This window comes from Mucilaginibacter sp. OK268 (genome assembly GCF_900103125.1).
In the GTDB taxonomy this organism is placed as follows: Bacteria; Bacteroidota; Bacteroidia; order Sphingobacteriales; family Sphingobacteriaceae; genus Mucilaginibacter.
Genome location: NZ_FNJV01000001.1, coordinates 1,188,274 through 1,213,977 on the forward strand (window position 1 = coordinate 1,188,274; position 25,704 = coordinate 1,213,977).

The following is a 25,704-nucleotide window of genomic DNA, read 5'->3' on the forward strand; positions in this document are numbered from 1 at the left end:
AAAGAGATCATTTTTAAACAGCGTTAAATGCAGAACATTAAGAACTTAATCATAATATCGGTATTATTTGCTGCTTTCCTCTGGCCCGTCAGCAGCAGTGCACAAACTAATTTATATGTTTCTGTCAGTGGTAATGATAATAATCCTGGTACGGAAAGTAAGCCATTTGCTTCCATAAATGGTGCATTGAGCGTGGCGCGGAAAATTTCGGGAGCGGTTTTCATCAAGCTCTACGGAGGCACCTATTATTTGAGTAAGCCTGTCGTGTTTACCTATGCCGATTCCAGGAAGGATAATGAACCACTGACTTTGACGAGTGTTAACCATCAGAAGGTGATCATAAGCGGTGGCGCCATATTGGGCCGTTTGAACTGGACGGTATATAAAAGCGGTATCCGTCAGGCTAAAGTTGTTCATGATCTTGTTTTTGATGAACTCTTTGTGAACGGGAAATTGCAACGAATGGCCCGTTACCCGAATTATGACCCGTCGGCCCAGTTTCTCAGTGGTACAGCAGCAGATGCCATCAGCAAAGAACGGGCTGCAAGATGGAAGTCGCCAGCAGGGGGGTATGTGCATGCCCTTCACAGTGCCAAATGGGGTGATTTTCATTATCTCATTACCGGGAAAGACACGAGTGGTCAACCCACACTGGAAGGAGGCTGGCAGAATAACCGGCGTTCGGGCATGCATGAAAAATATCGGTATACAGAGAATGTTTTTGAAGAATTAGATACGGTCAACGAATGGTATTATAACAAGAAAACGAAAATCTTATATTATTTACCCCCTAAAGGCCTTGATTTAAAAACTGCAAAGTTTGAAACACCACAGATAGCCCATTTATTTGAATTCAGGGGCACGGAGAAAAAGCCCGTTAAAAACATTACGATCTCCGGGCTTACATTAACAGAGACAGTGCGCACCTTTATGCAAAACAAGGAGCCCTTGCTACGCAGCGACTGGACAATTTACCGGGGCGGGGCAGTATTGTTCGAGGGCGCGGTACGTTGCCGCCTCCAAAATTGTGTATTGCATGATTTGGGCAACAACGCTGTTTTTTTTAGCAAATTCAACCGTGGTTGTGAAATATCCGGGTGCCGGATTTCCGAAATTGGCGCAAGCGGTATTTGTTTTGTCGGGGACCCGGGTGCCGTACGTTCGCCCAGCTTTGAATATAACGAGTTCGTACCACCGTCAGAAATTGACCGTACACCTGGGCCAAAAAACAACAATTATCCAAAAGATTGTAAGGTTTATGATAACCTGATGTTTGACCTTGGCTATGTAGAAAAACAATCAGCCGGGGTAGAGCTATCTATGTGCCAGGATATCACGGTAAGCCATAATACCATTTACGATGTGCCCCGTGCAGGCATCAACGTAAGTGAAGGAACCTGGGGAGGACATATCATCGAGTATAACGATGTGTTCAATACCGTAAAGGAAACCGGGGACCATGGTTCTTTTAATTCCTGGGGCCGTGACCGTTACTGGCAGGCGGATAAAAAAAAGCTTGATTCCATTGTTGCCGAAAACCCCGGCATAGCACTCCTTGATGTTGTGAAGCCGATCATCCTTCGTAACAACCGGTTCCGCTGTGACCACGGCTGGGATATTGACCTGGATGATGGATCCAGTAATTATATTATTACCAACAATCTGTGCTTAAACGGGGGAATCAAGCTTCGGGAAGGGGTAAAGCGTGTTGTTGAAAACAATATTATGATTAATAATACTTTCCATCCCCATGTATGGTTCAAAAACAGCCAGGATATATTTCGCTATAATATCGTTGGAGCGGGATACTTACCTATCGGTATTTCCGCCTGGGGAAAGGAAATCGATTATAACGCTTTTCCTGATTCCGGTTCACTGGCTGAGGCCCGGTCCTGCGGTACGGATGGACATTCCGTATACGGCCCTCTATCCTTTGAGGATCCCGAAAACGGAGATTTTCGGGTAAAAGAGGGTGCCGCCGCCTTGTCCGTAGGTTTCCGGAATTTCTCCATGGATAGTTTCGGCGTTGTTTCTGTGCAGCTGAAAGCCATGGCTAAAAAAATAGCCTTCCCGTCGGTCGCGGCCGTTAATAAGCTGAGTAAAGATGACATCATCGAATTTATGGGTGCCAGACTGAAAAACCTGAACACAGCTGGTGAGCAATCTGCGACCGGTATGGATCAGATCAGAGGTGTGCTGGTTCTCTCCGTTGCCCAAGGATCGGCCGCATCGGGATTTCTTCAGGCCAATGATGTCATACTCGCTTTTAATCGCAGGCAGGTCGCCAATCTTAAAGATCTACTTGAAGCCCGGGGCGCCACCACCGGGAAAAATACCGAAATAGGGGTCTTTCGCAACCAACACCAATTGAAACAAAATATTGAAATGAAAAAGTAATAAATATGAACTTATGAATAGAATTTTTTTTTGGGGAATCATTTTTTCTTTATGCCCAGTAGTGTTTTGCAATGCTCAAATCAACACTCCAAAACCAGTTGGTCCGGTCCCAACCAGTAATCAACTCCGTTTGCAACAAATGGAATCCTATGCATTTGTGCACTTTTCATTGAATACCTATACCGATCAATCCTGGGGGTATGGTAACGAAGATGTGAATCTGTTTAATCCAAAGGATTTGGACTGCCGTCAGTGGGCACGGATCTGCAAACAAGCCGGTATGAAAGGAATCATCATTACCGCAAAGCATCACTGCGGATTTTGCCTTTGGCCATCAAAATACACAGTGTATTCGGTTAAAAATTCACCATGGAAGAATGGCAAAGGGGATGTGGTGAGGGAAATGGCCGACGCCTGTAAAGAATATGGTTTGAAATTGGGCATTTATTTATCACCCTGGGACAGAAACGACCCGGATTATGGCAAGCCGGAATACATTACCTATTTCAGGAACCAGCTCACGGAACTGCTGACTAATTATGGCCCCATTTTCGAAGTATGGTTTGATGGTGCTAACGGAGGGTCGGGTTATTACGGCGGGGCTAATGAAACCCGTACTATTGAACGGACGACCTATTATGACTGGAAGAATACTTATACTCTTATTCATAAACTTCAGCCAAATTGTATAATCTGGAATGATGGTGGCGACAGAGGCGACCTTCGTTGGGTAGGAACGGAAGCTGGTTATGTGGGTGAGACCAATTGGAGCCTGCTCAATGCTACAGGCGAAGTAACCTGGAACATGTTACATTACGGTTTGGAAAGCGGTAACGCATGGGTGCCTGCTGAAGTAAATACCTCCATCAGGCCGGAGTGGTTTTATCATCCGGGCGAAGACACCAAGGTAAAAACGTTACCTCAGCTCATGGACACTTATTATCATTCCATCGGTCGTAATGCCACTTTCCTACTTAACTTCCCCATTATGCCTAATGGTTTGATCAATGAAAAGGATGAAAAAGCAGCTTTGGAATTTGGGAAAGCGGTTAAGGAAGCGTTTGCCGTAGACCTGGCTAAAATAAAGAAAGCAACTGCTTCTAATGTTCGTGGCGGCAGTAAGGCTTTTGGCGCCGACAAAGCTGTTGATCATAATAAAAACACTTACTGGGCAACAGACGACAATATAAAAAGTGCTTCGTTGACCATCGATTTGGGCAAGCCAACTACATTCAATCGTTTCCTGGTGCAGGAATATATCCCGTTGGGTCAACGGGTGAAGGCATTCAAAGTAGAAGCACTGGTTGATGGCAGTTGGAAAGAGGTAGCCAACGCGACTACGATTGGGTACAAACGTATTCTTACTTTCCCGAGTGTGAGGGCAACAAAGGTTCGACTAAATATTACGGACTCAAAAAGTTGTATTCTTATTTCCAATATTGGTGTTTATGATGCGCCGCAGATCCTGACGGCTCCGACAATTATCAGGGATCAATCCGGTAAAATAATTATAACCCCGGCAGACAAAGAATCCGTAGTTTATTACACATTGGATGGAAGTACGCCGACCCTGAATTCGAAAAAATATAGCGGTCCATTTCAAACTGACGGAAAATTGGACATAAAGGCAATCGCCAGCGATGCTACTACAGGCAAAAGTAGTCCTGAAGTCGAGGAGAAATTTGACCTGCCTCGTGCAGATTGGAGAATTTTAGGAGTAGACGAGGAAAAAGCTAAAGCGATTTTAGATGGCGATCCTTCTACAGTATGGCATCAAAATAAGGATAAAAAAATGCCGGTTGATTTGGTGATCGACCTGGGAAAAGAAGAAAGTTTGTCTGGATTCAAGTATTTACCCGATCCTGGTTTATGGGGGCCTGGCATTATCACCAATTATCAATTTTATGTTTCGCCCGACAATAAAGAATGGAAACTGGTTAACGAAGGAGAGTTCTCCAATATCAAAAACAACCCATTGATGCAAATAAAAAAATTTACGCTTGAAAAGGCACGCTATATCAAATTGAGGGCTTTGAAGAATACAGAGGGGAATGATAATACAGGGTATGCCGAAGTAAATGTGATCACCAACGAGCGCTAAAATTATGAATACAAATAAAAACTTTAAAAATCGGGTGCCTGGAGTATTGCGTTTGGAGATTGCGCTCTTCTTGTTTTTAGCTTTATTTTCTATGAATGTAACAGCGCAAAACAACTCAAATCCACGGTCTGCAAGGACAAAGGAGAATTTTGATTTCAGCTGGCAGTTCCACAAAGGCGATATCGCTATCAAACGGGCAGTAAAAGCTGCCGGTTATGGTGGTTTAACAGATATCAATGTCAAAGTTGAAACGAATAAAGAAGCCATTATTGCTTATACCGATGTCGGTAAAGCAGCAGCTTTCAAACCCGAAGACTGGAAGGAAGTAAATCTTCCGCATGATTGGTGTGTAGAGGGGACTTTTGTAAATGATAAATCCATCGGGAGCTCGCCGGCTGTCAGCGGATATTTGCCCGGCGGGACTGGCTTTTATAGAAAAGAATTTGAAATACCCGGAACCGATAAGGGTAAAAAGATATCCATAGAGTTTGATGGGATTTTTAGAAATAGTACTGTTTGGGTCAATGGTCAGCTCATCGGCAACCACCAAAGCGGCTACACTTCTTCAAATTATGATTTGACAGATGTTTTGCGTTACGGTAACGAAGGCAAAAATGTTATTTTGGTAAAGGTTGACGCCACTGAATATGAAGGTTGGTGGTACGAAGGGTGTGGGATTTACCGGCATGTTTGGCTCAATAAAACCGACAGACTCCATGTTGACCGGTTTGGCACCTATGTTACTACTTCTTTAGTTTCGCCTGATGAAGCCGTGGTAACCGTAAAAACCAATATTAAAAACGAATACGGCGTAGTTAAAAACATTACACTCATTTCTAAGATTATCGATAATAAAGGAGTTGTACTTGACACAAAAACTTCATCTCAGGTAATTGAGCCATTTGGCACAACTGAGCTTTCACAAAAAGGAGTTATTCAAAAGCCCTTGCTTTGGACACCTGAAACCCCGGACCTTTATAGGGTACTGAGTGAAGTTTCTGAAAACGGGATTGTTATTGATAATTACGAAACCCCTTTTGGGGTAAGGACAATCGAAATAAACCGAAATGGGGTATTTCTAAACGGAAAACTTTATCCGGTGAAGGGTACTTGTAACCACCAGGATTTTGCCGGGATTGGAGTAGCCCTTCCGGATAAAATAAATGAATACAAATTAAAATTGCTCAAAGAAATGGGTAGCAACGCTTATCGTTGTTCGCATCATCCTCCCACTCCCGAACTGTTGGATATGTGTGATAGGATGGGTTTACTTGTATTGGACGAAAACCGTATGTTGTCGAGTTCTGAAGAAGGGATAATGGATTTGAAAGCCATGCTATACCGGGATCGTAACCATCCATGCGTATTTATGTGGAGTATGGAAAATGAAGAATGGATACAAGGCACGGTAACGGGAGCGAGGATACTGAAAACACTGGTTGACATTACTCATAAAATCGATCCAACCCGACCTGTGACTGCTGCCATGAATCATGGACGGAACGAAGGCGGGTATAGCGATGTGCTAGATGTTGTGGGATATAATTACGGAGACAAGGGTTTGGCATATGTGAAAGATCATGAAAAATATCCCAACCGGGTAGAGTTTTGTACAGAAGCCACAAGTTTCATTTCAACTCGTGGAGAGTATCAGAACGATTGGGGAAAAGGTTATGTTTCAAACCTTGGGTTATGGCAACCCGACTGGGGGCCACTGCCCGGCGAAGACTGGGCAGACATTGTTAAATATCCCTATCTTGGAGGGTTGTTTGTCTGGACAGGTTTTGATTACCGCGGTGAACCTACTCCATACCAATGGCCATGCGTTACATCTCATTTCGGGTTTATGGATATATGCGGTTTCCCCAAAGACGGATACTACGCGTACAAAGCAGCCTGGACGAACGAGCCGGTAGTTCATATTTTCCCCCATTGGAACTGGTCAGGCAAAGAAGGTGACAGCATAAAGGTGAATTGTTACACCAACTGCAATGAAGTGGAATTATTCCTCAACGGGAAAAGAATAGGCAGGCAAAAGGCAATTCCCTATACTAAACTGATATGGAACCTGGTATACAAGCCCGGTAAATTGGAAGCTAGGGGGTATAAAAACGGAAAATTGGAGACCAAAGACATTGTTGAAACAACAACCGCTGCTGCACAGGTGGCGTTGAACAGCGATTGCAATAAACTTAAAGCTGACGGCACCGATGTGGCCGTTATTCGGGTGGCAATTAAAGATACTAAAGGAAGGGTAGTCCCTACAGCGGGGAATCTGGTAAAGTTTTCAATTGAAGGACCTGGAAGAATTATTGGTACTGGTAATGGTGACCCCAGCAGCCATGAACCGGATAAAGCCAGCCAGCGTACCGCTTTCAACGGATATTGTTTGGTGCTGATTCAATCAAATAAACAAGCCGGGGAAGTCCGGTTAAAGGCCTTTTCCGAAACCCTTAAAGGAAGTGAAGTTATTATTAAAGTCAAATAAAGATCATTATGAAATTGCATAAAACTAACAGCATGACATATTATGTTAAAGCAATAGTTACAGCCCTGCTGTTTTTGACTGGCCAAATTGCGTGCCAGGCGCAAAACCCCGGTAAAACGGAGCGAAAACAATTATTTGATTATAACTGGAAATTTTTTCTGGGAGATCAGGAATTGGCAAAATCAAAAGATTTTAACGATGTTGGATGGCGGAACCTTGATCTGCCTCATGACTGGAGCATTGAAGGAAACATAAGTCCTAAAAACCCCACTGGCGGTGCGGGCGGATATTTCCCTGCAGGTATCGGCTGGTACAGGAAAACCTTCAAAGCCCCCGGTGAATGGAAAGGCAAAAAAATCTCCATTTACTTTGAAGGGGTTTATATGAATTCGGAAGTTTTTATTAATGGAAAATCACTTGGAACTTACCCTTATGGCTATTCATCGTTTAGTTATGACCTTTCGCCTTATTTAGATCTTAATCATGAAAATGTGATCGCAGTGCGGGTGGACAATTCCCAGCAGGTGAACAGCAGGTGGTTCAGTGGCTCCGGCATTTATCGCCATGTTTGGATGAATATTACCGATGCTGTGCACATTGCTGATTGGGGCGTTTCAATTACAACTCCCTTTGTATCTGCAAAAAAAGCGACTGTTCAAATTAAAACGGTGTTAAAAAACGAAACCGGATTGCCGCAAAGTATTGTATTTAGCACCCGCTTACAGGATGCAAATTCTAAAAATGCAGGAAATAATCAAATAAAGGTTAAACTGGCCGCCAATAGTGAACGGGAAATAGCTCAGACCATAATCGTAGCAAATCCGCTGCAATGGACATCGGAAACGCCCCATTTATACAATGCTCAAATACAGATCATCCGAAGTAAAAATGTGGTTGACAAAACCGAAACGCCTTTTGGCATACGTTCCATAAAATATACAGTTGAAAATGGATTTCAGCTTAATGGTAAAACAATAAAGATCAATGGTGGATGTGTGCACCATGATAATGGTTGTCTGGGTGCTGCCGCTTTTGACCGTGCAGAGGAGCGTAAGGTTGAATTGCTTAAGGAAGCTGGATTTAATGCGGTAAGAACCTCCCACAATCCACCCTCCGAGGCTTTTTTAAATGCTTGCGATAGGTTAGGTCTGTTGGTTGTTGATGAATCATTTGATTGTTGGAAAGTCGGAAAAAACAAACACGATTATGCCCGGTATTTTAACGAATGGTGGAGACGCGACCTGGATGCCATGGTTTTGCGAGATCGTAATCACCCTTCAATCATCATGTGGAGTATTGGCAATGAAATAGTAGAGCGAGGTACCCCCGAGGCTGTAGAAACAGCTAAAATGCTTGCAGGCGCTATAAAAAAGATTGACACCACCAGGCCTGTTACATCCGCAGTTGTGGATAATGGCAAGAATTGGACAACGCTTGATTCCCTTTTCGCTGCGCATGACATTGCCGGTTATAATTACCACCTGGGGAGTGCGCCGTCGGATCATAAGCGGGTGCCTTCCCGAATCATCTTTCAAACAGAGTCGTATCCTAAAGATGCTTTTGCCAATTGGAAGTTGGTAAACAGCAACAATCATGTTATTGGGGATTTTGTTTGGACGGCTATAGATTATCTTGGGGAATCAGGGATAGGCCGTTGGTATTATTCAGGTGATATGCCCGGTGAACACTGGGAGCATGACTTTTTTCCATGGCATGGCGCTTACTGTGGCGATATTGATCTGATTGGGTGGAGAAAGCCGATCTCGCACTATCGGAGCCTGTTATACAATAATACCGAAAAGTTGTATATGGCTGTTCGTGAACCAGAACCCTTAGAGATCAAAACAACGTGGTGGTCGGTATGGCCCACATGGGACAGCTGGACCTGGCCGAAATATACAGGAAAAGCCATTAACGTTGAAGTTTATTCCAGGTATCCCAGGGTGCGCCTTTACTTGAACGGCAAACTCATAGGCGAAAAGCCAACAACGGATGAACAGGAATATAAAGCTGAATTTGCAGTACCCTATGCGCCCGGTCAACTTAAGGCAGTTGGTGTGGTTAATGATAAGGAGATAGAGTCAGCCGTTTTGCAAACTTCCGGAGATGGTGCTCGAATTCAATTAAGTGCTGATAGGAAGGAGATCGTAGCTAATGGACAGGACTTGTCTTATATTACTGTAGAGCTTATCGACAAGAACGGTGTACTTCAGCCAAATGCGGTGAACCTCCTGCTTTTTAAAATTGAAGGACCAGGAGTAATTGCCGGAGTAGCCAATGCGGATATGAAAGATACAGACTCCTACGTTGGAAATACGCACAAAGCCTGGCACGGACGTGCTTTGGTTGTCATTCGAAGTGCCCATAGTGCCGGTGATATTAAATTGATGGTTAGCTCAGCTGGTTTATCAGGGGCTGCTTTAAATATCAAAGCAATTTCCGGAAAAAACAGGTAAACAAGACGTACATTGGGCGCACAAGCAGCAAGGAATCAAAAATGTTAAAAGGTTAAGTGCCTGCAGGGCCTTAGAGGAATTTATCATAATTGCCTGAGAATAGCGTCAATGGTTAACAAATATTATAAATTCGCTAAGGGTTATGAAAAAATATCAAAAATATAGGGTGTTAATGTTATGGACTTTGTTTTCTATATCATTATCATCAGCAGAAGCACAGCAAACACAATATCAATATTTATCAGGTACAGATAAAGATCATACTGTCGACTGGGATTTTTATATCAATACAGGTCAGAAAAGTGGTTCATGGAGTAAGATAGCTGTCCCTTCCAATTGGGAACAGCAAGGCTTTGGTACTTATAATTATTATAAAGACACGCAGAACCCCGAAGAGCAGGGGAAGTACAAATATCATTTTAAAGTACCTGCATCGGCATCGGCCAAAAATGTTTTTATAGTTTTTGAAGCTTCCATGACCGAAACAGAAGTTAAAATAAATGGAAAACTTGCCGGGCCTGTACATCAGGGTGGTTTTTACCGGTTTAAATATGATGTTACCCAATTGCTAAATTATAACGGTGATAATTTATTGGAAGTAACGGTTAGCAAACGGTCAACAAATGAATCTATTAACCAGGCAGAGCGCAAAGCTGATTTTTGGTTGTTTGGCGGTATTTTTCGGCCCGTTTACCTGGAAATAATCCCCAAAACATTTATTGACAGGTTAGCCATTGATGCCAAAGCAAACGGCTCGTTAAGGCTTGATGTATTTACTGCTAATGCGAATAATAGCCACACGATAAAAGCGCAAGTACAGAAACTTAACGGGCAACCGGTAGGTGTACCTTTCAGTATAAAAGTAACTACAGGTGAGCAAAAAACAAGTTTGCAACAACAATTAAAAGATATTTTACCCTGGAACCCGGAGGCGCCTAATTTATATAATCTTGTGGTCTCAGTTAATGGTTCGCAAGGTGTAATTCATACAATAAAACAACGTTTTGGCTTTCGTACCGCGGAGTTAAGGTTGCAGGATGGCTTTTATGTAAACGGCAAAAAAGTTGTTTTTAAAGGTGTATGCAGGCATAGCGAATGGCCCGAATCTGGTCGTACATTGAGTAAAGATATTAGCCTGATGGATGTTAAGCTGATGAAAGAAATGAATATGAATGCGGTAAGGATGTCGCATTATCCTCCTGATCAGCATTTTCTGGATGTTTGTGATTCACTTGGCCTTTTTGTATTGGACGAATTAACCGGTTGGCAAGCCAAATATGATACCGAAGTTGGGAAAAAGTTGGTAAAAGAACTGGTGGTAAGAGATGTAAACCATCCATCTATCGTGATATGGGATAATGGAAACGAAGGAGGCTGGAATACGGATCTCGATACGGAATTTGCTAAATATGATCCTCAGCGTCGCCTCATAATTCATCCCTGGGAAAAATTCAACGGAACAGATACCAAACACTATCCCGACTATAATTATGTAAGCAATTCGGTTTTATATGGTAAGGAGGTGTTTTTCCCAACTGAATTTATGCACGGTTTATATGATGGGGGCCAGGGTGCAGGATTAGATGATTTCTGGAACCTGATGCGTAGGCATCCGTATTTCGGCGGTGGGTTTTTATGGTCATTTCATGACGAGGGCGTGGCCCGAACAGACAGGAACGGACAGATAGATATACAGGGCAATGCTGCGCCTGATGGCATATTGGGTCCTCATCGTGAAAAAGAAGGCAGTTTTTATACCATTAAAGAAATTTGGTCACCGGTGGTGATAGAAAAGCCTTTTATACCGGAAATATTTGACGGCAAATTGGAGGTGGAGAACCGGTATATTTATACCAACCTCAATAAATGTTCTTTTAAATGGAAACTGGTATCCTTGCCATTACCTGGTAATAATAATTTACAAGGCAAAATTAATGCGTCAGGAAGTGTGGCGCGGATAGATCTTGAACCGGGTGGAAAAGGGTTTTTACAACTCAATTTACCGGCAAATAGGGCTAACAGTGATGTATTGTACTTAACAGCCACTGGCCCTGATAACAAAGAGATCTTTACCTGGAGCTGGCCATTAAGATCGCCGGCAAACGGAACCAATAAATTTATTGCACATACTACCACCAAACCAGTAACTGTGGAGCAAGGTGGAAGCCTGGTGGTTAAAGCCAATAGCATCAGTTATTATTTTGATACGCAAACAGGCTATCTCCAAAAAGTAATTACCCCAAAATCAACCATTGATTTAAAAGATGGGCCTGCGCTGACAGGTGCAAAGCATACCCTTAAACAACTAAAACATTATACCTCGGGCGATGATGAAATAGTAGAACCAGTATATGAAGGAAGCCCCCGCTTTAGCGTTAAATGGACATTTAGCTCCGGCAAACCGGCAAAGCTTGATTATCAATTTGATGAAAGGGGTGAATTTGATTTTTCAGGTATTACCTTTAATTATCCGGAAGAACAGATAACCGGGATGGAGTGGGAGGGGCGTGGGCCATACCATGTTTGGAAAAACAGACTTAAGGGCCAGCAGTTTGGCGTTTGGCACAAAGCTTATAATAATACCATAACCGGTGAAAGCTGGAACTATCCCGAATTTAAAGGTTATCATGCCGAAGTCTATTGGGTAACGATTGAAAACAAGCAGGCTCCATTTACTGTGTACACCAATCAAAAAGGTATGTATTTACAGATGCTGAAACCTGCTAAAGCTGCAGGTTCAGGTAATGATAATACTGATCCACCTTTTCCGGAGGGTAACCTGGGGTTTCTGAATACCATCAACCCAATCGGAACAAAATTTCAGTCGGCCAATAAATTAGGTCCGCAAAGTCAGAAAAACGTATCCCTCAATTATACACCAGTAAGCGGTAGCTTATGGTTTGATTTTCGATAGAGAAAGCGGTAGCTGTCAGCATCTAAAAGATATAATGAACAATCTTACTTCAGCCGGCTGCGCTTCATGGTTAGGTAATTACCGGGTATTGGATTTTGGACGATATTAATAATGATGTATTAAAATGTATTGTTATTGAGATATCAGTATAAATAATTGAGAAACCAGTGCAAACTCTCATGGTTTTCAGTCATATATCTTTGTTATTAATTAACCAATTAATAAACACCTGAAATTTACCTTATGAAAAAAGCTCTTTGTGTGCTGTTAGTAGCAGCATTATTTACTGCGTGTAAAAAAAATAACGCAGAACCAGCACCTGCCAGCGGCAAGGTTGAAGCAAACTGGTCATCCTCAGCTCAGTATGCTTCCTGGCAAAACGGTGGGTACACGGTTTATAACAATATTTGGGGCAGCGGGGCCGGTTCGCAAAGTATCTGGGCCAATTCCTATAGTAACTGGGGGATCTGGGCCAATCATCCAAACACCGGTGGTATCAAATCGTATCCGAATTCAACAAAGTATGTCGGGGTAGCATTAAGCAATCTTAACAATTGCAGCAGCAGTTTCAATGTAACGACGCCGTCAGGTGGAGCCTGGGAAGTTGCATACGATATTTGGGATAACAATAATCATTATGAAACTATGCTATGGATGAATTCTACAGGTAATACCGACGGCAGCGGAAATGTTAAACCGATATCATACAACTGGAATGCAGCGGGTAACCCGGTACCTGTATATACCAATCAATCCATCGGAGGCCACACCTGGAATGTTTTCAGGGGTAACAATGGAAGCAACGATGTGTTTTCGTTTTTAAGAACAAGCAAAACAAATTCAGGAACTGTGGATGTTAAAGCTATTCAAAATTGGATAAAGAACCAGGGCTGGTTTGGTAATATCACTTTAGGTAATGTACAACTTGGTTTTGAAATCACATCATCCTATGGGAATAACGGATCTGGCTTGAATTTTACAACAAACAGCTATTCGGTGAGCTATAACTAACCTGGTAAGCGTAAGCTATTGATTTTATCTAAACTTTAAACGCAGTTAATGATCATGACCAGCAATGGCATGATCATTTTTTATGGATTCAGCTGTATTAGTTTAAGTAATTGAGTAAAATCTAAGTGCTTTATTTATAATTTATTGCAAAGCTTTGAACATTTGGTCTATATTTTTGTCCATCCTTGTCCCTTCCTTTTTTTAAAGTTATCATAGTTTCAACCCAAGGAATATTATTTCAGCACGGCGTGTCTAAACGATGGTTTTGAAGAGTGTTCCACCAATTATCAATTGAACCAATATTTGTTTTTTTCCTAACAAGCAGCTGAGATTCTGTTGAAGTTTTAGCGTGTTTGAAAATTCACTAATGAACTGTGATATGCTTTTTAATACGGGAGTTTCGCAATCGATTGCAAACGTAAAACCATTAAATAGTCCTGATATCAAAAGAATGGAGATATCACCGAGGAGATGGGAGGAGAGCATCAGGATAGACCCTAATTTCACCTATAAATATAATTACGTTTTGATGCGAGTTTCTTACAGTCAGTTATTCTCATCCTTCAATAATCAGCCAATTATTTCACTTAAATTTTAAATCCATGAAAAGAAAACTACTAACAAAATTCCTAGTTTTTATCGGGATGACTTTATCAGCTCTAATGATAAGTCTACCCGGTTTTTCCCAAACAGGAAAAATTACCGGCAAAGTGTCGGGTAAGGACGATGGGCTGCCTTTGCCCGGTGTAACGGTTAAAGTCAAAGGTAGCTCTGAGGTCACCAATACAAGTTCGGACGGGTCCTATACCATAAACGCCGTTCAGGGAAACACATTGATTTTCTCTTTTGTCGGTTATGATCAAAAAGAGCTTGTCGTTCCGGCATCAGGTACACTCAATGTAGTCTTATCGACTACTACCAATAACCTGAACGAAGTAGTCGTAATCGGATATGGTACGGCCCGCAGAAAAGACCTGGTAAGCGCTGTTAATGTGGTGGCGGCGAAAGATGCGGGCGCCAATACATCAACAAGTCCTGCACAATTATTAATAGGTAAGGCGCCAGGTGTTCAGGTAGTAACTGCGAATGGCTCGCCAGGTTCAGATGCGCAAATTATTATACGTGGTACCGGTTCTTTCACTAATGTTAGCCCGTTATACGTTATTGATGGCATACAAGCTGATGCCGGCTTGTTCAATACGATTAGCCCACAGGACATTGAGAATATTACCATATTGAAAGACGCCGCTTCAACAGCAATATATGGCGCTTCGGGGGCTAACGGCGTTGTGATAATTACAACAAAAAAAGGTAAAGCCGGCCCCACTCAAATATCATTTACATCACAGGTAGGTTTTTCAACTATACCAAAAAAACTCGATCTGTTAAAAGCAGCTGATTATGTAGACCTCATTAAAGATGTTGCCGTTACCAACAATGTTCCAATACCAGCAAAACTTAACACGCCGTTCGTTTTGGTTGACAGAAACGACTGGCAAAACGAAATTTTTAAAACCGCTTTATCAACTCAAAATGATGTAAGTATAAGCGGCGGAGGTGATAAGGTTACCTATAATATGTCGGCAGGATATGTAACGCAGCAAGCCACGATTAAGGATTATACTTTTAAGCGGTTTAATAACAGGTTCTCGCTTGACGAAAAATTAGGCCGTTTTCATTTCGGGCAAACCTTAAATTTGAGGTACACCAAGACGCGGGGCCAGACAGCGGGCATAGGCAACGCCCTTACTTATGCACCTTATCAACCCATTTATGATTCCTCAATTACGGGCGGTTACTCCATCTTGACCAATAATGATGATAACAGCAATGCTATAAATCCATTGGCGGATCTGGGCCTAAAAACCCAAAGCAGCCAGGACATGGTATTATATCCACAAGTATTTGCCGAAGTGAAAATTATTGATGGTTTAACTTTCCGTTCGCAAGCATCAGCAACATATGACAGTAATGGAAGTGATTCTTATCAGGTACCTTTCGTAACTGCCAATAAACTGGCTTTCGACCGCCAAGCGGGCCATGCCTACGGCAGCTCCTCCTATTACATCATTGAGAACTATTTGTCCTATAACCATACCTTTGGTAAACACAATATTTCGCTAACAGCAGGTAACAGTTACATTGATGCAGGAACCAGTAGCTCTGCTAGTTTAACGGGTACAGGCATGCTGACCGATGCGGTAAAGGACATTGGTGTAGCCCCAACTGTTACTGTAACAGGTAGGTCATCGGGTTATGCCACTCAATTTGGCGTCCAACAATCTTATTACGGACGTTTGATTTATTCTTATGACGATAAGTATATCCTTTCAGCCAGCGTAAGGCGTGACGGGTCTTCCAACTTTCTCCCTGCAGTCCGTTACGGCAATTTCCCGAGCGCGGGCTTTGCATGGCGATTCAGTCAGGAAGATTTCGTAAAAGCGGCTCTTCCATTTGTCAGTGATGGTAAACTGCGTGTAGGATGGGGACGTACAGGTAATAACCGGATCGATCTAGGCAGAACCGATGTATTAACATTTAACGGATCGCCTGTAGGAAACCTGGTATATTCTTTTGGTCAAACTGAGAAATTCGTTAACGGAACAACAGCTATTACAATTGCCAACCCGAAATTGCATTGGGAAGCAACCGACCAAACCGATGCCGGCATCGATCTGGCATTTCTCAACAACAGGATAACTTTTACCGCCGATTACTACAATAGAAAAAGCAGTGGATTATTAGTAAATATACCTGTACCGCCAAGTTTAGGGGTAGGCTTAAATACAAGCAACAGTTATGAGACGGTTAACGCGGCCAAGGTGCAAAACAAAGGGTTTGAATTTCAGTTAGGTTACCGGTCTGAAGTACAAAAGGGTTTTAGCTATAACATAAGCGTTAACGGCGCTTTTAACAATAATAAAACATTAGCGTTAGACCCTCAATCGCCAACTCCAATAATTGGAGGAACCACTAGCGTACAGACAATGACTATGCCGGGTATTGCTATCGGGTCATATTATGGTTATAGGGAGGATCATGTAGCCAGAGACCAGGCTGAAATTGATGCATTAAATCAAAAGGCACAGCAGAAGACCGGCGATCCGACTAAAGTTTACCAGTCTGGATTGCTTCCCGGCGACTTTATATTTAAGGACCTGAACGGAGACGGCGTTGTTGACTCAAAAGACCAGCAGGTTTTAGGGAGCGCAATTCCAAAGTTTACGTATGGCATCAACGTGGGTGCCACTTATCATAATTTCGACCTTAACGTAGTATTATCAGGCGTGCAGGGCGTGCAGATTGGAAATGATCTGAGGGCTTCCACTTTGGATTTCGCAGCGACAGGGCATAATGCCTCAACCGACATATTAGACAGGTGGAAAAAAACGGGTGACAATGCCAAGCTGCCAAGAGCGGGGCAGAATGCAACAGGAACGGGAAATGTAAGGCCGTCAGATTTCTTTATCGACAACGGCGCTTATTTACGTGCCCGCAATGTAACCCTAGGCTACACTTTAACAAAAAACGCTTTAAAATCGTTTTCGGGTAATGTGTTGAGTAAACTGCGCATATATATTGCTGCGCAAAATTTATTTACCATAACCGGATATAAAGGCTATGATCCCGAATTAAGCACAGTAAATGGAGATAACAACGCGAACGATACTATTTTTAGCCGCGGTATTGATACAGGCCAGATCCCGCAGGCCCGCACATTTTTATTCGGGATACAGGCAGGATTTTAAGCAATATTTATAAAAAATACAATTATGAAAAAATATATAAAATTTCTTATGGTGGGAGGGCTTTTAATTCTCTCGATAGGATGTAAAAAGAATTTGGATCTGGTTAATAAGAACGCTTATACTTATGACACTTATTTTACCACCGATGCTGCCGTAAACCAGGCCGTTGTGGCCACTTACGCTGGTTTGCTGCATACGGGTTTGTGGGCACGCGAGTGGTATTATACTTTTGATTTGTTGGGCTATGATGCCAAAAACAATCAGCCTCTGGTAGGCGACCTCCTGCAGTTGGCCCAGTATAATTTTGGCACCGATCAGAACCAGATGGGCCAAATATGGGCAGCGTTATACCAGATAATAGCGCGTGCTAACGTTGTTATTGATCGTGCGCAGACGTCATGGAAGCCGGCTAACGCCGCAGAGACAACTGACCAGGCTCAATATATCGCCGAAGCCAAATTACTGCGTGCTTATGCCTATTTTCAACTCGTTAATTTGTACGGGCGGGTGCCTTTGCGTACCAAGTTTATCCAGCAGCCAACCCCTGCCGAGATTAATTTGGCCAGATCGCCTGTAGCCGATGTATGGGCATTCATTGAACAGGATTTAAAGGATGCCGAGAAAGGTCTTCCGCTTTCATACTCTTCTGACAATTATGGCCGAGCAACGCAAGGTGTTGCAGTTGCGCTTTTGGGGAAATCTTACTTATATGAAAAAAAATGGGCTCTGGCACAAACAGAACTTGCTAAGTTAACCAAGGCGCCTTACAGCTATTCGCTTGCGCCGGTTTATAATGATCTTTTTGATGACCCGAACCAGGATGACCCTGCTTTGAATCCCGAAACCATTTTTCAGGTGATGAACCAGAAATGGACAGATTGGGGTATAGGTAATCAATACTACCTTTTTGGCGGTCAGGAAACCTGGGGTGGAAAAGCCACCCATTCTGGCCGTGCGCAGGAATATGGTTTTAATGATTGGAACAATGTACTTGTAACCACAACTGCTGTTAAAGCTTTCACCTATCCTAACCCACAAAACCCCTCTGTGAATTACGTAGACCCCCGTGCAGCCTTCACCTTTTATGGCGATGCCGCAAGTGGCGGGCAAACGGAATATTGCCAGCAATGTGCCCCTCCTAAACCTGGAGTGTCGCCTACTATAGCTTACCCTTACGCCTCAAAAGGATATGCGTGGCTTAAATATGAATATTATAATAAGATGGCCAGTTTTGGCGGACCGCAAAGTGGTATAAACGGGCAGGTAATACGCTATGCTGATGTATTGCTTATGCTGGCCGAAGCTTACATACAACAGGGTAATACAGGGTCACAGCCAATGGCATTGATTAACCAGGTACGCAGCAGACCAAGTGTTAATGCGCCTCTTTATACTTCGTTGGGTAGCCAGACAGAAGCTATGAACATTTTAATGCGTGAAAGGCAGTTGGAATTAACCGGCGAACAAAGCCGCTATTTTGACTTGATACGCTGGGGTATCGCAAAACAAACCATAAATTCTGAAAGACAAGTTGAAGACGGTACACGGCCCTTTCAAGATAAAAATTTACTGTTCCCAATACCTTTAGCTGAGAAAAATGCCAATTCTTCAGTAGCAAGGGATGTTTCCGGTGACTGGAATTAAGGCCTCCTGATTTAGATAAAAAAGAGCCTGCAGCATTCCATGTTTCAGGCTCTTTTTTACATGATTAGATGCCAAATGTCAGGGATAAAAGGGCCACGCCGAAATAGCCTATTGGTATTACGAATAAAGGGGCGGTTACCAATTAATAAGCTAATTCAAAATAAATGAATAATGGAGGAATCACAATTTGAAAAGCTAAAATCTGGAATCGATTTAATTCAGACTAACACATCATGGACAGGGAATAACAATGACGAACTGGAGAAACTAAATGAAAAGATCGAAGTCATCCTCAGCATTTTAGATGAAAACACCGGGTTATTGCGGGAATTAATTAGTGTTATCAAAGATCAAAAAAGCTAATGAACTGATAGATTTTGTTCTGTAGTTGAAAATTACAACAAAAAAGTTGCCCGAAATGTTTCAAAGGTTATAGACCAGTATCATAAAACGAATCCTTGTATGATCGATATTGTTAAATAAAATGAAAATAAATCATTCAATAACCCTTAACTTATGACTTTGCTCTGGAGGTTTTTAGCCTTTTTTTGCGCTGTTTTATCGCCTTTAACAGCGCCTGTTTTTCCGTATTCTTGCCATTCAGATGATAACCGTAGTTAAAGTACGTTCTGAAAATTTTCCCCTTAGCGTTCTGCAAAAAATATGCTTCATGGGATGTGGCATTGAGTACTGCACTGCAAGATATGAAAGCGTAGATGATGAAGTATCTGGGTAATTCCGATACGACGAATTATAAACAGGAGGTGTTGCAGAAAACGTTGAAAGCGATCGCTGCCTTACAGATAAATATGGTACAGTTGTCGTTATTTTAAATGTATGGTTTAAGATGCTTTAAGTTTCTTCCGCATTCTATTTAATTGATAATCTAATAATTGATTAAATCAGACCTTCTTATCATCAATTCACTATGCCGCCCAAACCTACGCCTCAGCCTTCTGGAAATCTTCCAGGTATTCTCGCCTTTACCGTGAATCGGTCAAGAATTTGCCTCTGCTATATTACTCATAGGTGCTAATCGCGACGATCTGTATATTGGCGCTCGCCACTTACTTCAAATTAAAAAACTCCGATGTTTTTTATTGTGCACTTGCCGTTTTGGGCATTTCTTTATTGAGCTTCCTGTTTTCAATGTTATTAACAACCTAAGACAAGTTTATTAAAATATTGGTCTACATACTATTGGTTTGTATCGTAGCTGTGATGTCCAGCGCAGTACTGGGTTTCGACTACTTTATCTTTAAAACTAAACCGGTATTTTTTCAAAAAAAAAGAAAATGTTGTAAATGATTGATTTGTAGTGCTAAATGTATGTGGGTTTCATGCCCTCCCTAACCGCTGAACATGAAAAAAACCTGCTGATCATTGATCAATAGGCTTTTTTTTAAAGAAAAGTTTTAAGTACCCACCTTTTGACTGGGGTCCGAACTCAGCCTCTGAACCAAAAGTGACCTTTGTAATAATGTTAAGGTCCCTTTTGTTTTTCAGCTGTTTTTATAGGGCTGATATAAGAGCCACGTATATAGTTTATAAGGGATACCAAGGAAGCAAGGTGAATTGATTTGGTTGTTATAATGTGGCGCTCTTTTCAACAATAACGTTTCTTGCCGACATAGAACTAGTTCCTGTTGGGCCTGGTGTGCCCGATGAGCCCTCCATTTGATAGTCAATAATAATATTCAAGCCCTTACCTACAAAGTTGGCTCCGGTTTGCGTACTTTTTAATGAACCATCAATCCAGTATTCTATCGAAACATCAGTTGCATTGGTTTTTGTCATATACACTGAGTAAGTATGCCAGTTGGCCGGGCTGGAGATTGTTGTACCTACACTTGACCAGCCACCGCTGGCATTTTTGTAGGTATTTGTCCAACATGTTGTACTTCCTTTAAACTCCATAAAATCGCTTTCGGGTGGCCAACTGGTAGCTCCAGTCACCCAAAACGCTGGCCAGGTACCCGTTTGTGAAGGGCATTGGAACTCTCCCTTAAAATGCCATTTAGGCCATGAATCGTCAACAACAGGTACTGTTTTTGCATAAATAGTGCCCGAATAATAATGAATGGCAAGGTAAGGGGATGATGAACTGTTACCAACACTGCCGCTGGGGCCACTGGTTAAAGTAAGTACGTCTCCTGATACCGAGATGTTTTCGGCACGCATGCGGGCTGATCCATTATGATCTGATCCCCAGGGATACAAATTGTTCCAATAGGTACTAAAGGAGTTAAATGAATTAGCCGGAATAACATTTACCCACGAAACGGCATTCGTCTTTAAAAGGGATGAAGATTGATCAGCATTTGCAATCTGATGTGTAGCTTCTTTTTTGCATGCCAAAAACATGGCAAACAAGAACAGAGCTGTGAGCATGTGAGTTAATTTTTTCATAATAAGATTTCTTGTAAGGTAATTGGTTTGCTTCCCTGGTATTCCTTATTAATTGGTAAGACAAATGAAAGGTAAATAAAACAGCGTGATAGGGGGCAAATCAGCCTTTTATAGGGGGCTGTTTATGGAGGTTTTGATTTTTCGAAACCAGAGAGCAAATTTTGATAGGGGTAATATATGGTAATGTAGTCCACCAAACATTTGATAAATTTGATAGACTAATTATTTACTAAGGTGAAATGTTTTATTGGGCAAAATTTATATTGAAGAGCAGAACATTCATTTGTGCCTGTTTTATTTTGTTATGCTATTCGGCCCAGGCGGTATTGATTAATCCACCCATTAGGTATTTAGGTATTGAGAATGGCTTATCGAATAATGCTGTTACCTGTATTTACCAGGATCAATATGGGTTTATGTGGATGGGTACTTATGACGGATTGAACCGGTATGACGGTGATCAATTTAAGATTTTCAGAAATATATGGGGAAACTCAAGGTCATTAGCCAATAATCACATTACAGCTATAGGAGGTACTGGTAATAAAATATTGGTTGGGACACAGAAGGGCCTGGTATATTATAATTATGCCGATGCTTACTTCTATCCAGAATATTATCAGCCAGAGCAGCGTATTAAAAAAATAAGAATAACAGCTAATATAAATGCAGTTATTGCCGATAATGCTGGTAATGTTTATGTTGCCGCTGACGAAATGGGGCTGCTGGTTTATAATAGAAATCTAAATTTATACAAGCAGGTTGCTTTAAATAAAAAGTATAATTATAATATACAAGCTCTCGCAATAGCCAATAAAGGCCTATGGATGTTTGTAAAGGATGTTGGGTTATGTCTGTATGATATACGAAAAAATAGCATTACCGAATTTAACAGGCAACTCCAGTTTGCCAGTTGCCTGATCGATGACGGGCATAATCATATTTGGATAGGAACAGAAAATGGGTTATATATCTGTAATATTAATACCCGGGAAATTAACAGGTTTAATCCGCCTTATAGTAAACTTACCAGTGATAACATCTTTAATTTAAGCCTCGATGAAAAAGCAAATTTATGGATAGCCACCAATGGCGGAGGGCTGAATATTTTAAATACCAACACCAATAAACTAAGCTATATAGTAACCGGCGAAGAAAAAGGATCTTTACGTAGTGGTGCCGTAAACGCAGTTTATGAGGATAAAGAATCAAGAAAGTGGATAGCAACATTGCGTGGAGGGGTTAATATAGTAGATACTGAAAACAAGCCCTTTGATCAGTATAGTCATGATCCGTTTAACAAAAATACCGTCGTCAATAATTTTATACTTTCTTTTTGCGAGGATGAGCTGCATAATATCTGGATCGGAACAGATGGGGGAGGGTTAAGCTACTGGAACACTAAAAATAATGTATATACCCACTATGTACACAATCAGGATCAGGGTTCATTGAGCAGCAATTTTATTGTCAGCCTTATTAAAACCTATGATAATAATATGTGGGTAGCCACATTTAGCGGTGGGATTGATGCATTTAACAAATTAACCGGACGTTTTAAGCACTATACCTGTTATAATACTTACGCTAAAACGGCCGATAAAAATTTATGGAAGTTATATGAAGATTCGCACTACCGTTTGTGGGCCGGAACAACGCGGGGAGGAGCTTTGTATCTATACAACCGGAAAGCTGATAGGTTTGAACTGTTTGATAAAAACCTGGTTGATATACATTCATTATATGAAGATCAGGATGGAAGGCTTTGGGCTGGTGATTACACTCATTTAATTAAAATTGATACCCTGAATAAAAAGCATCAATATTTTACCATAGGATACGCCATACGATCTATCACCGGAGATGAATTACATCGTTTATGGGTTGGAACAGAGGGGGGCGGACTTTTGTTATACAACCCTGATCACAATACCTACAAAAGATATACACAAGTTAATGGTCTGCCCAGCAATTCAGTACTTAATATTCTTGTTGATGATAACAACAATTTGTGGTGTAGTACCTATAACGGGTTAACCCAATACTCGCCGCAGAATAACAAGTTTACCAACTTTAATGTATCAGACGGTTTGCAGAGCCATCAGTTTAATTATAATGCTGCTTTAAAGCTTCAATCGGGAAAAATGCTATTTGGCGGTATTAACGGTTTTAATCTTTTTAATCCGGATAGCATTAAGATCAGAAACCATCAGCCCGGTCTTCGTCTAACCGGATTGAAAATAAATAACATTGATGTTGAGGGCAATAGTTCACATACAGGATATCAACCTATAGTTAGCCTCAAAAAAATTATATTACCCTATGACCAAGCAACTTTAACCATTGATTATACAGCGCTTGAATACTCATTTCCTGATAAAATTGATTATGCTTATTACCTGGAAGGATGGGATCACGGTTGGAATTATGTAGGCAAAATGAAAACGGCATATTATACCCGTTTAAATGAAGGAGATTATACACTTAGAATTAAAGCAACCGATACTAAAGGGCATTGGATGGCCGAACAACTGATAATTAAGGTAACCATTATGCCGCCATGGTATCGGACATGGTGGGCCTATATATTGTATGCACTTATTATTTCGGCAATTGTATATGCCTTCTGGACATACCGCGTAAGGCAGGCAAAGCTTCAATTTGAAATTGAGATTGCCAACCTTAAGGTGGAAAAAGAAAAAGAGCTTAATGAAAAGAAACTATCATTTTTTACAAACGTTTCGCACGAGTTTAGAACACCGCTAACTTTAATTATTAGTCCCATTAAAGATCTGCTCAATCAAAATAAAGGCAATACCGATGAGTTGAATATTATTTACAGCAATGCCCGCCGCCTGCTTGGTTTGGTTGATCACCTGCTGCTTTTCAGAAAAACAGAGAGTGAAAATACACAGCTAAAAGTAAGTAAATTAAACTTTGTAAGTTTATGTAATGAGGTATTTGCCTGCTTTATTCATCAGGCCCGGGTTAAAAAGATAAATTACACCATTTACTGTTCCTGTGATCAGATAGATGTATATGCTGATCTTGAAAAAATAGAAATTGCGCTGTTTAACCTGATATCTAATGCCATTAAGTTTACGCCCAACCATGGAATCATCAATATTATAATTCAGGAAGATGAAGAGCAGGTGTATTTTAAAATCACCGATAACGGCATTGGTATAAATACAGATATAGGCGATAAATTATTTGATAAATTTTATCAGATCAAAGATAAAAACTACTTCAGAACAGGCTTTGGTATAGGTTTATACCTGGTAAAGGTTTTTATTGAAATACATCAAGGCAATATTAGTTATTCAAACAATGTAAACGGCGGAACCACTTTTGTAATGAGTTTACCAAAAGGAAAAAAGCATTTTGCTAATGAGCAATTGGCCGAAGATATTACGCCTGATTATACTTATGTTAATGAATTTATTGACCATGATAACAAAGATGCCATTGTTCAGGAGAAAGGGATTAATAAGCTTGAGTTATTCATTTCAGACAAGTATTCTATTATCATCATTGATGATAATGATCAGATGAGAAGCTATATCAGGAAGATATTTGCGCCTGATTACACTGTTTTTGAAGCTGATAATGGTACAGTTGGTTTTGAACTGATAAAGAAGTACATCCCTGATGTGGTCATTAGCGATATTGTGATGGATGGCATGGATGGGTTGGAATTATGTAAGATGGTAAAGGAGGATCCCGCCATTAACCATATTCCTGTTATTCTGTTAACCGGTGATGCTACCCCTGATATTATGGTAAAAAGTATAGAGGAAGGGGCAATTGACTTTTTGCGAAAACCATTTGAAAAAGAGTTGCTTATAGCCCGTGTCAAAAGTGTTTTACGGAGCAAGACCGAGCTGCAAAAGTATTTTTATAAAGAAATTACTCAAAAAGATGCAACACGCCGGATATCTCAGGAGCATAAGGATTTCTTAAACAATTGCATCGCTGTTATTGAACAGAACTTTACCGACGAGCTTTTTGATGTTGATGTATTAGCAAAAGAAATGAGTATAAGTTATTCAACACTTTTTAAAAGAATTAAAGGCATTACCGGGCAGTCTGTTAATAATTTTATCAGGTTTGTGCGCTTGCGTAAAGCCGCTGAGCTTTTGATCCATACCAATTGTAATGTTAATGAAGCCGCCTTTCAGGTTGGGTTTAGTGATATGAAATATTTTCGCGAACAGTTTAACAAACAGTTTTGTGTAAACCCCTCCGAGTTTATAAAAAAGCACCGGGCAAATTTTCAAACCTCTTACCGGATGAGTGAATTTGTTAAGGAAAATCCAGTTAAGTAATTAATGATTTATTCTGTTGCCTAACGTTTATTGATTTTGAAGGATAGCAGAAGCTATGACAATAAATAAAGGTTCTTTTAACACTTATTTTGCTTGATCTCGCCCAAAAGGGCCGAAAATGCTTTAAACAGGTATTTTAACCCCCACAATTTATAGTTTTACCCCCCTCGTACAACGGTAAATAACGCTTATTTAGTTTCAACCGGT

General features: G+C 41.2%; 11 protein-coding genes. 10 read left to right on the plus strand and 1 reads right to left on the minus strand.

The annotated features are described in order from the left end of the window. The first annotated feature begins 27 nt into the window (after positions 1 to 27). The 9 genes from BLR84_RS04910 to BLR84_RS04955 all read left to right on the plus strand — a co-directional run bounded on the left by BLR84_RS04910 (position 28) and on the right by BLR84_RS04955 (position 19,123). Positions 28 to 2,397, plus strand: a complete 2,370-nt coding sequence (locus tag BLR84_RS04910; protein WP_090465124.1) for a PDZ domain-containing protein — start codon at positions 28 to 30, stop codon at positions 2,395 to 2,397. A 139-nt stretch (positions 2,398 to 2,536) separates the two neighbouring features. Continuing rightward, positions 2,537 to 4,498, plus strand: a complete 1,962-nt coding sequence (locus tag BLR84_RS04915) for a discoidin domain-containing protein (RefSeq protein ID WP_255366857.1) — start codon at positions 2,537 to 2,539, stop codon at positions 4,496 to 4,498. 4 nt (positions 4,499 to 4,502) lie between these two features. After that, the gene (gene galA, locus BLR84_RS04920; RefSeq protein ID WP_090465132.1) at positions 4,503 to 6,986 is read left to right on the plus strand and encodes a beta-galactosidase GalA; all 2,484 of its coding nucleotides are present in this window, start codon (positions 4,503 to 4,505) and stop codon (positions 6,984 to 6,986) included. 8 nt (positions 6,987 to 6,994) lie between these two features. Continuing rightward, complete coding sequence (locus BLR84_RS04925; RefSeq protein WP_090465134.1) at positions 6,995 to 9,442, plus strand: glycoside hydrolase family 2 TIM barrel-domain containing protein; 2,448 nt, start codon at positions 6,995 to 6,997, stop codon at positions 9,440 to 9,442. Positions 9,443 to 9,584: 142 nt separating this feature from the next. Continuing rightward, positions 9,585 to 12,356, plus strand: a complete 2,772-nt coding sequence (locus BLR84_RS04930) for a glycoside hydrolase family 2 protein (protein ID WP_090465138.1) — start codon at positions 9,585 to 9,587, stop codon at positions 12,354 to 12,356. Between the two features lie 243 nt (positions 12,357 to 12,599). Beyond that, positions 12,600 to 13,367 (plus strand): GH12 family glycosyl hydrolase domain-containing protein, encoded by a 768-nt coding sequence (locus tag BLR84_RS04935; protein ID WP_090465144.1) that lies wholly within the window; start codon positions 12,600 to 12,602, stop codon positions 13,365 to 13,367. Positions 13,368 to 13,969: 602 nt separating this feature from the next. Further along, positions 13,970 to 17,116, plus strand: coding sequence for a SusC/RagA family TonB-linked outer membrane protein (locus tag BLR84_RS04945; protein ID WP_090465150.1), 3,147 nt, complete (start codon positions 13,970 to 13,972; stop codon positions 17,114 to 17,116). A gap of 24 nt (positions 17,117 to 17,140) precedes the next feature. Further along, on the plus strand, positions 17,141 to 18,760 hold the full coding sequence (locus tag BLR84_RS04950; RefSeq protein WP_090465153.1) for a RagB/SusD family nutrient uptake outer membrane protein: 1,620 nt from the start codon (positions 17,141 to 17,143) through the stop codon (positions 18,758 to 18,760). Positions 18,761 to 18,931: 171 nt separating this feature from the next. Next, positions 18,932 to 19,123 carry a hypothetical protein gene (locus BLR84_RS04955; protein ID WP_090465156.1) on the plus strand — a complete coding sequence of 64 codons (192 nt, stop codon included), beginning with the start codon at positions 18,932 to 18,934 and terminating at the stop codon, positions 19,121 to 19,123. A 1,224-nt stretch (positions 19,124 to 20,347) separates the two neighbouring features. On the opposite strand, the gene BLR84_RS04960 is transcribed toward BLR84_RS04955, so the two are convergent. Beyond that, entirely contained in the window at positions 20,348 to 21,169 is an 822-nt protein-coding gene (locus BLR84_RS04960) for a family 16 glycosylhydrolase (RefSeq protein ID WP_090465159.1), read from the minus strand. A 263-nt stretch (positions 21,170 to 21,432) separates the two neighbouring features. Here BLR84_RS04960 and BLR84_RS04965 point away from each other — a divergent pair, with 263 nt between their 5' ends. Beyond that, positions 21,433 to 25,497, plus strand: coding sequence for a hybrid sensor histidine kinase/response regulator transcription factor (locus tag BLR84_RS04965; protein WP_176851951.1), 4,065 nt, complete (start codon positions 21,433 to 21,435; stop codon positions 25,495 to 25,497). The last annotated feature ends 207 nt before the right edge of the window (positions 25,498 to 25,704 follow it).

Bases quoted from the DNA above. Each gene is read 5' to 3' on its own strand.
- BLR84_RS04910 (WP_090465124.1), top strand. From the start codon at position 28: ATGCAGAACATTAAGAACTTAATCATAATATCGGTATTATTTGCTGCT.
- BLR84_RS04915 (WP_255366857.1), top strand. From the start codon at position 2,537: ATGGAATCCTATGCATTTGTGCACTTTTCATTGAATACCTATACCGAT.
- galA (WP_090465132.1), top strand. From the start codon at position 4,503: ATGAATACAAATAAAAACTTTAAAAATCGGGTGCCTGGAGTATTGCGT.
- BLR84_RS04925 (WP_090465134.1), top strand. From the start codon at position 6,995: ATGAAATTGCATAAAACTAACAGCATGACATATTATGTTAAAGCAATA.
- BLR84_RS04930 (WP_090465138.1), top strand. From the start codon at position 9,585: ATGAAAAAATATCAAAAATATAGGGTGTTAATGTTATGGACTTTGTTT.
- BLR84_RS04935 (WP_090465144.1), top strand. From the start codon at position 12,600: ATGAAAAAAGCTCTTTGTGTGCTGTTAGTAGCAGCATTATTTACTGCG.
- BLR84_RS04945 (WP_090465150.1), top strand. From the start codon at position 13,970: ATGAAAAGAAAACTACTAACAAAATTCCTAGTTTTTATCGGGATGACT.
- BLR84_RS04950 (WP_090465153.1), top strand. From the start codon at position 17,141: ATGAAAAAATATATAAAATTTCTTATGGTGGGAGGGCTTTTAATTCTC.
- BLR84_RS04955 (WP_090465156.1), top strand. From the start codon at position 18,932: ATGGAGGAATCACAATTTGAAAAGCTAAAATCTGGAATCGATTTAATT.
- BLR84_RS04960 (WP_090465159.1), bottom strand. From the start codon at position 21,169: ATGAAAAAATTAACTCACATGCTCACAGCTCTGTTCTTGTTTGCCATG.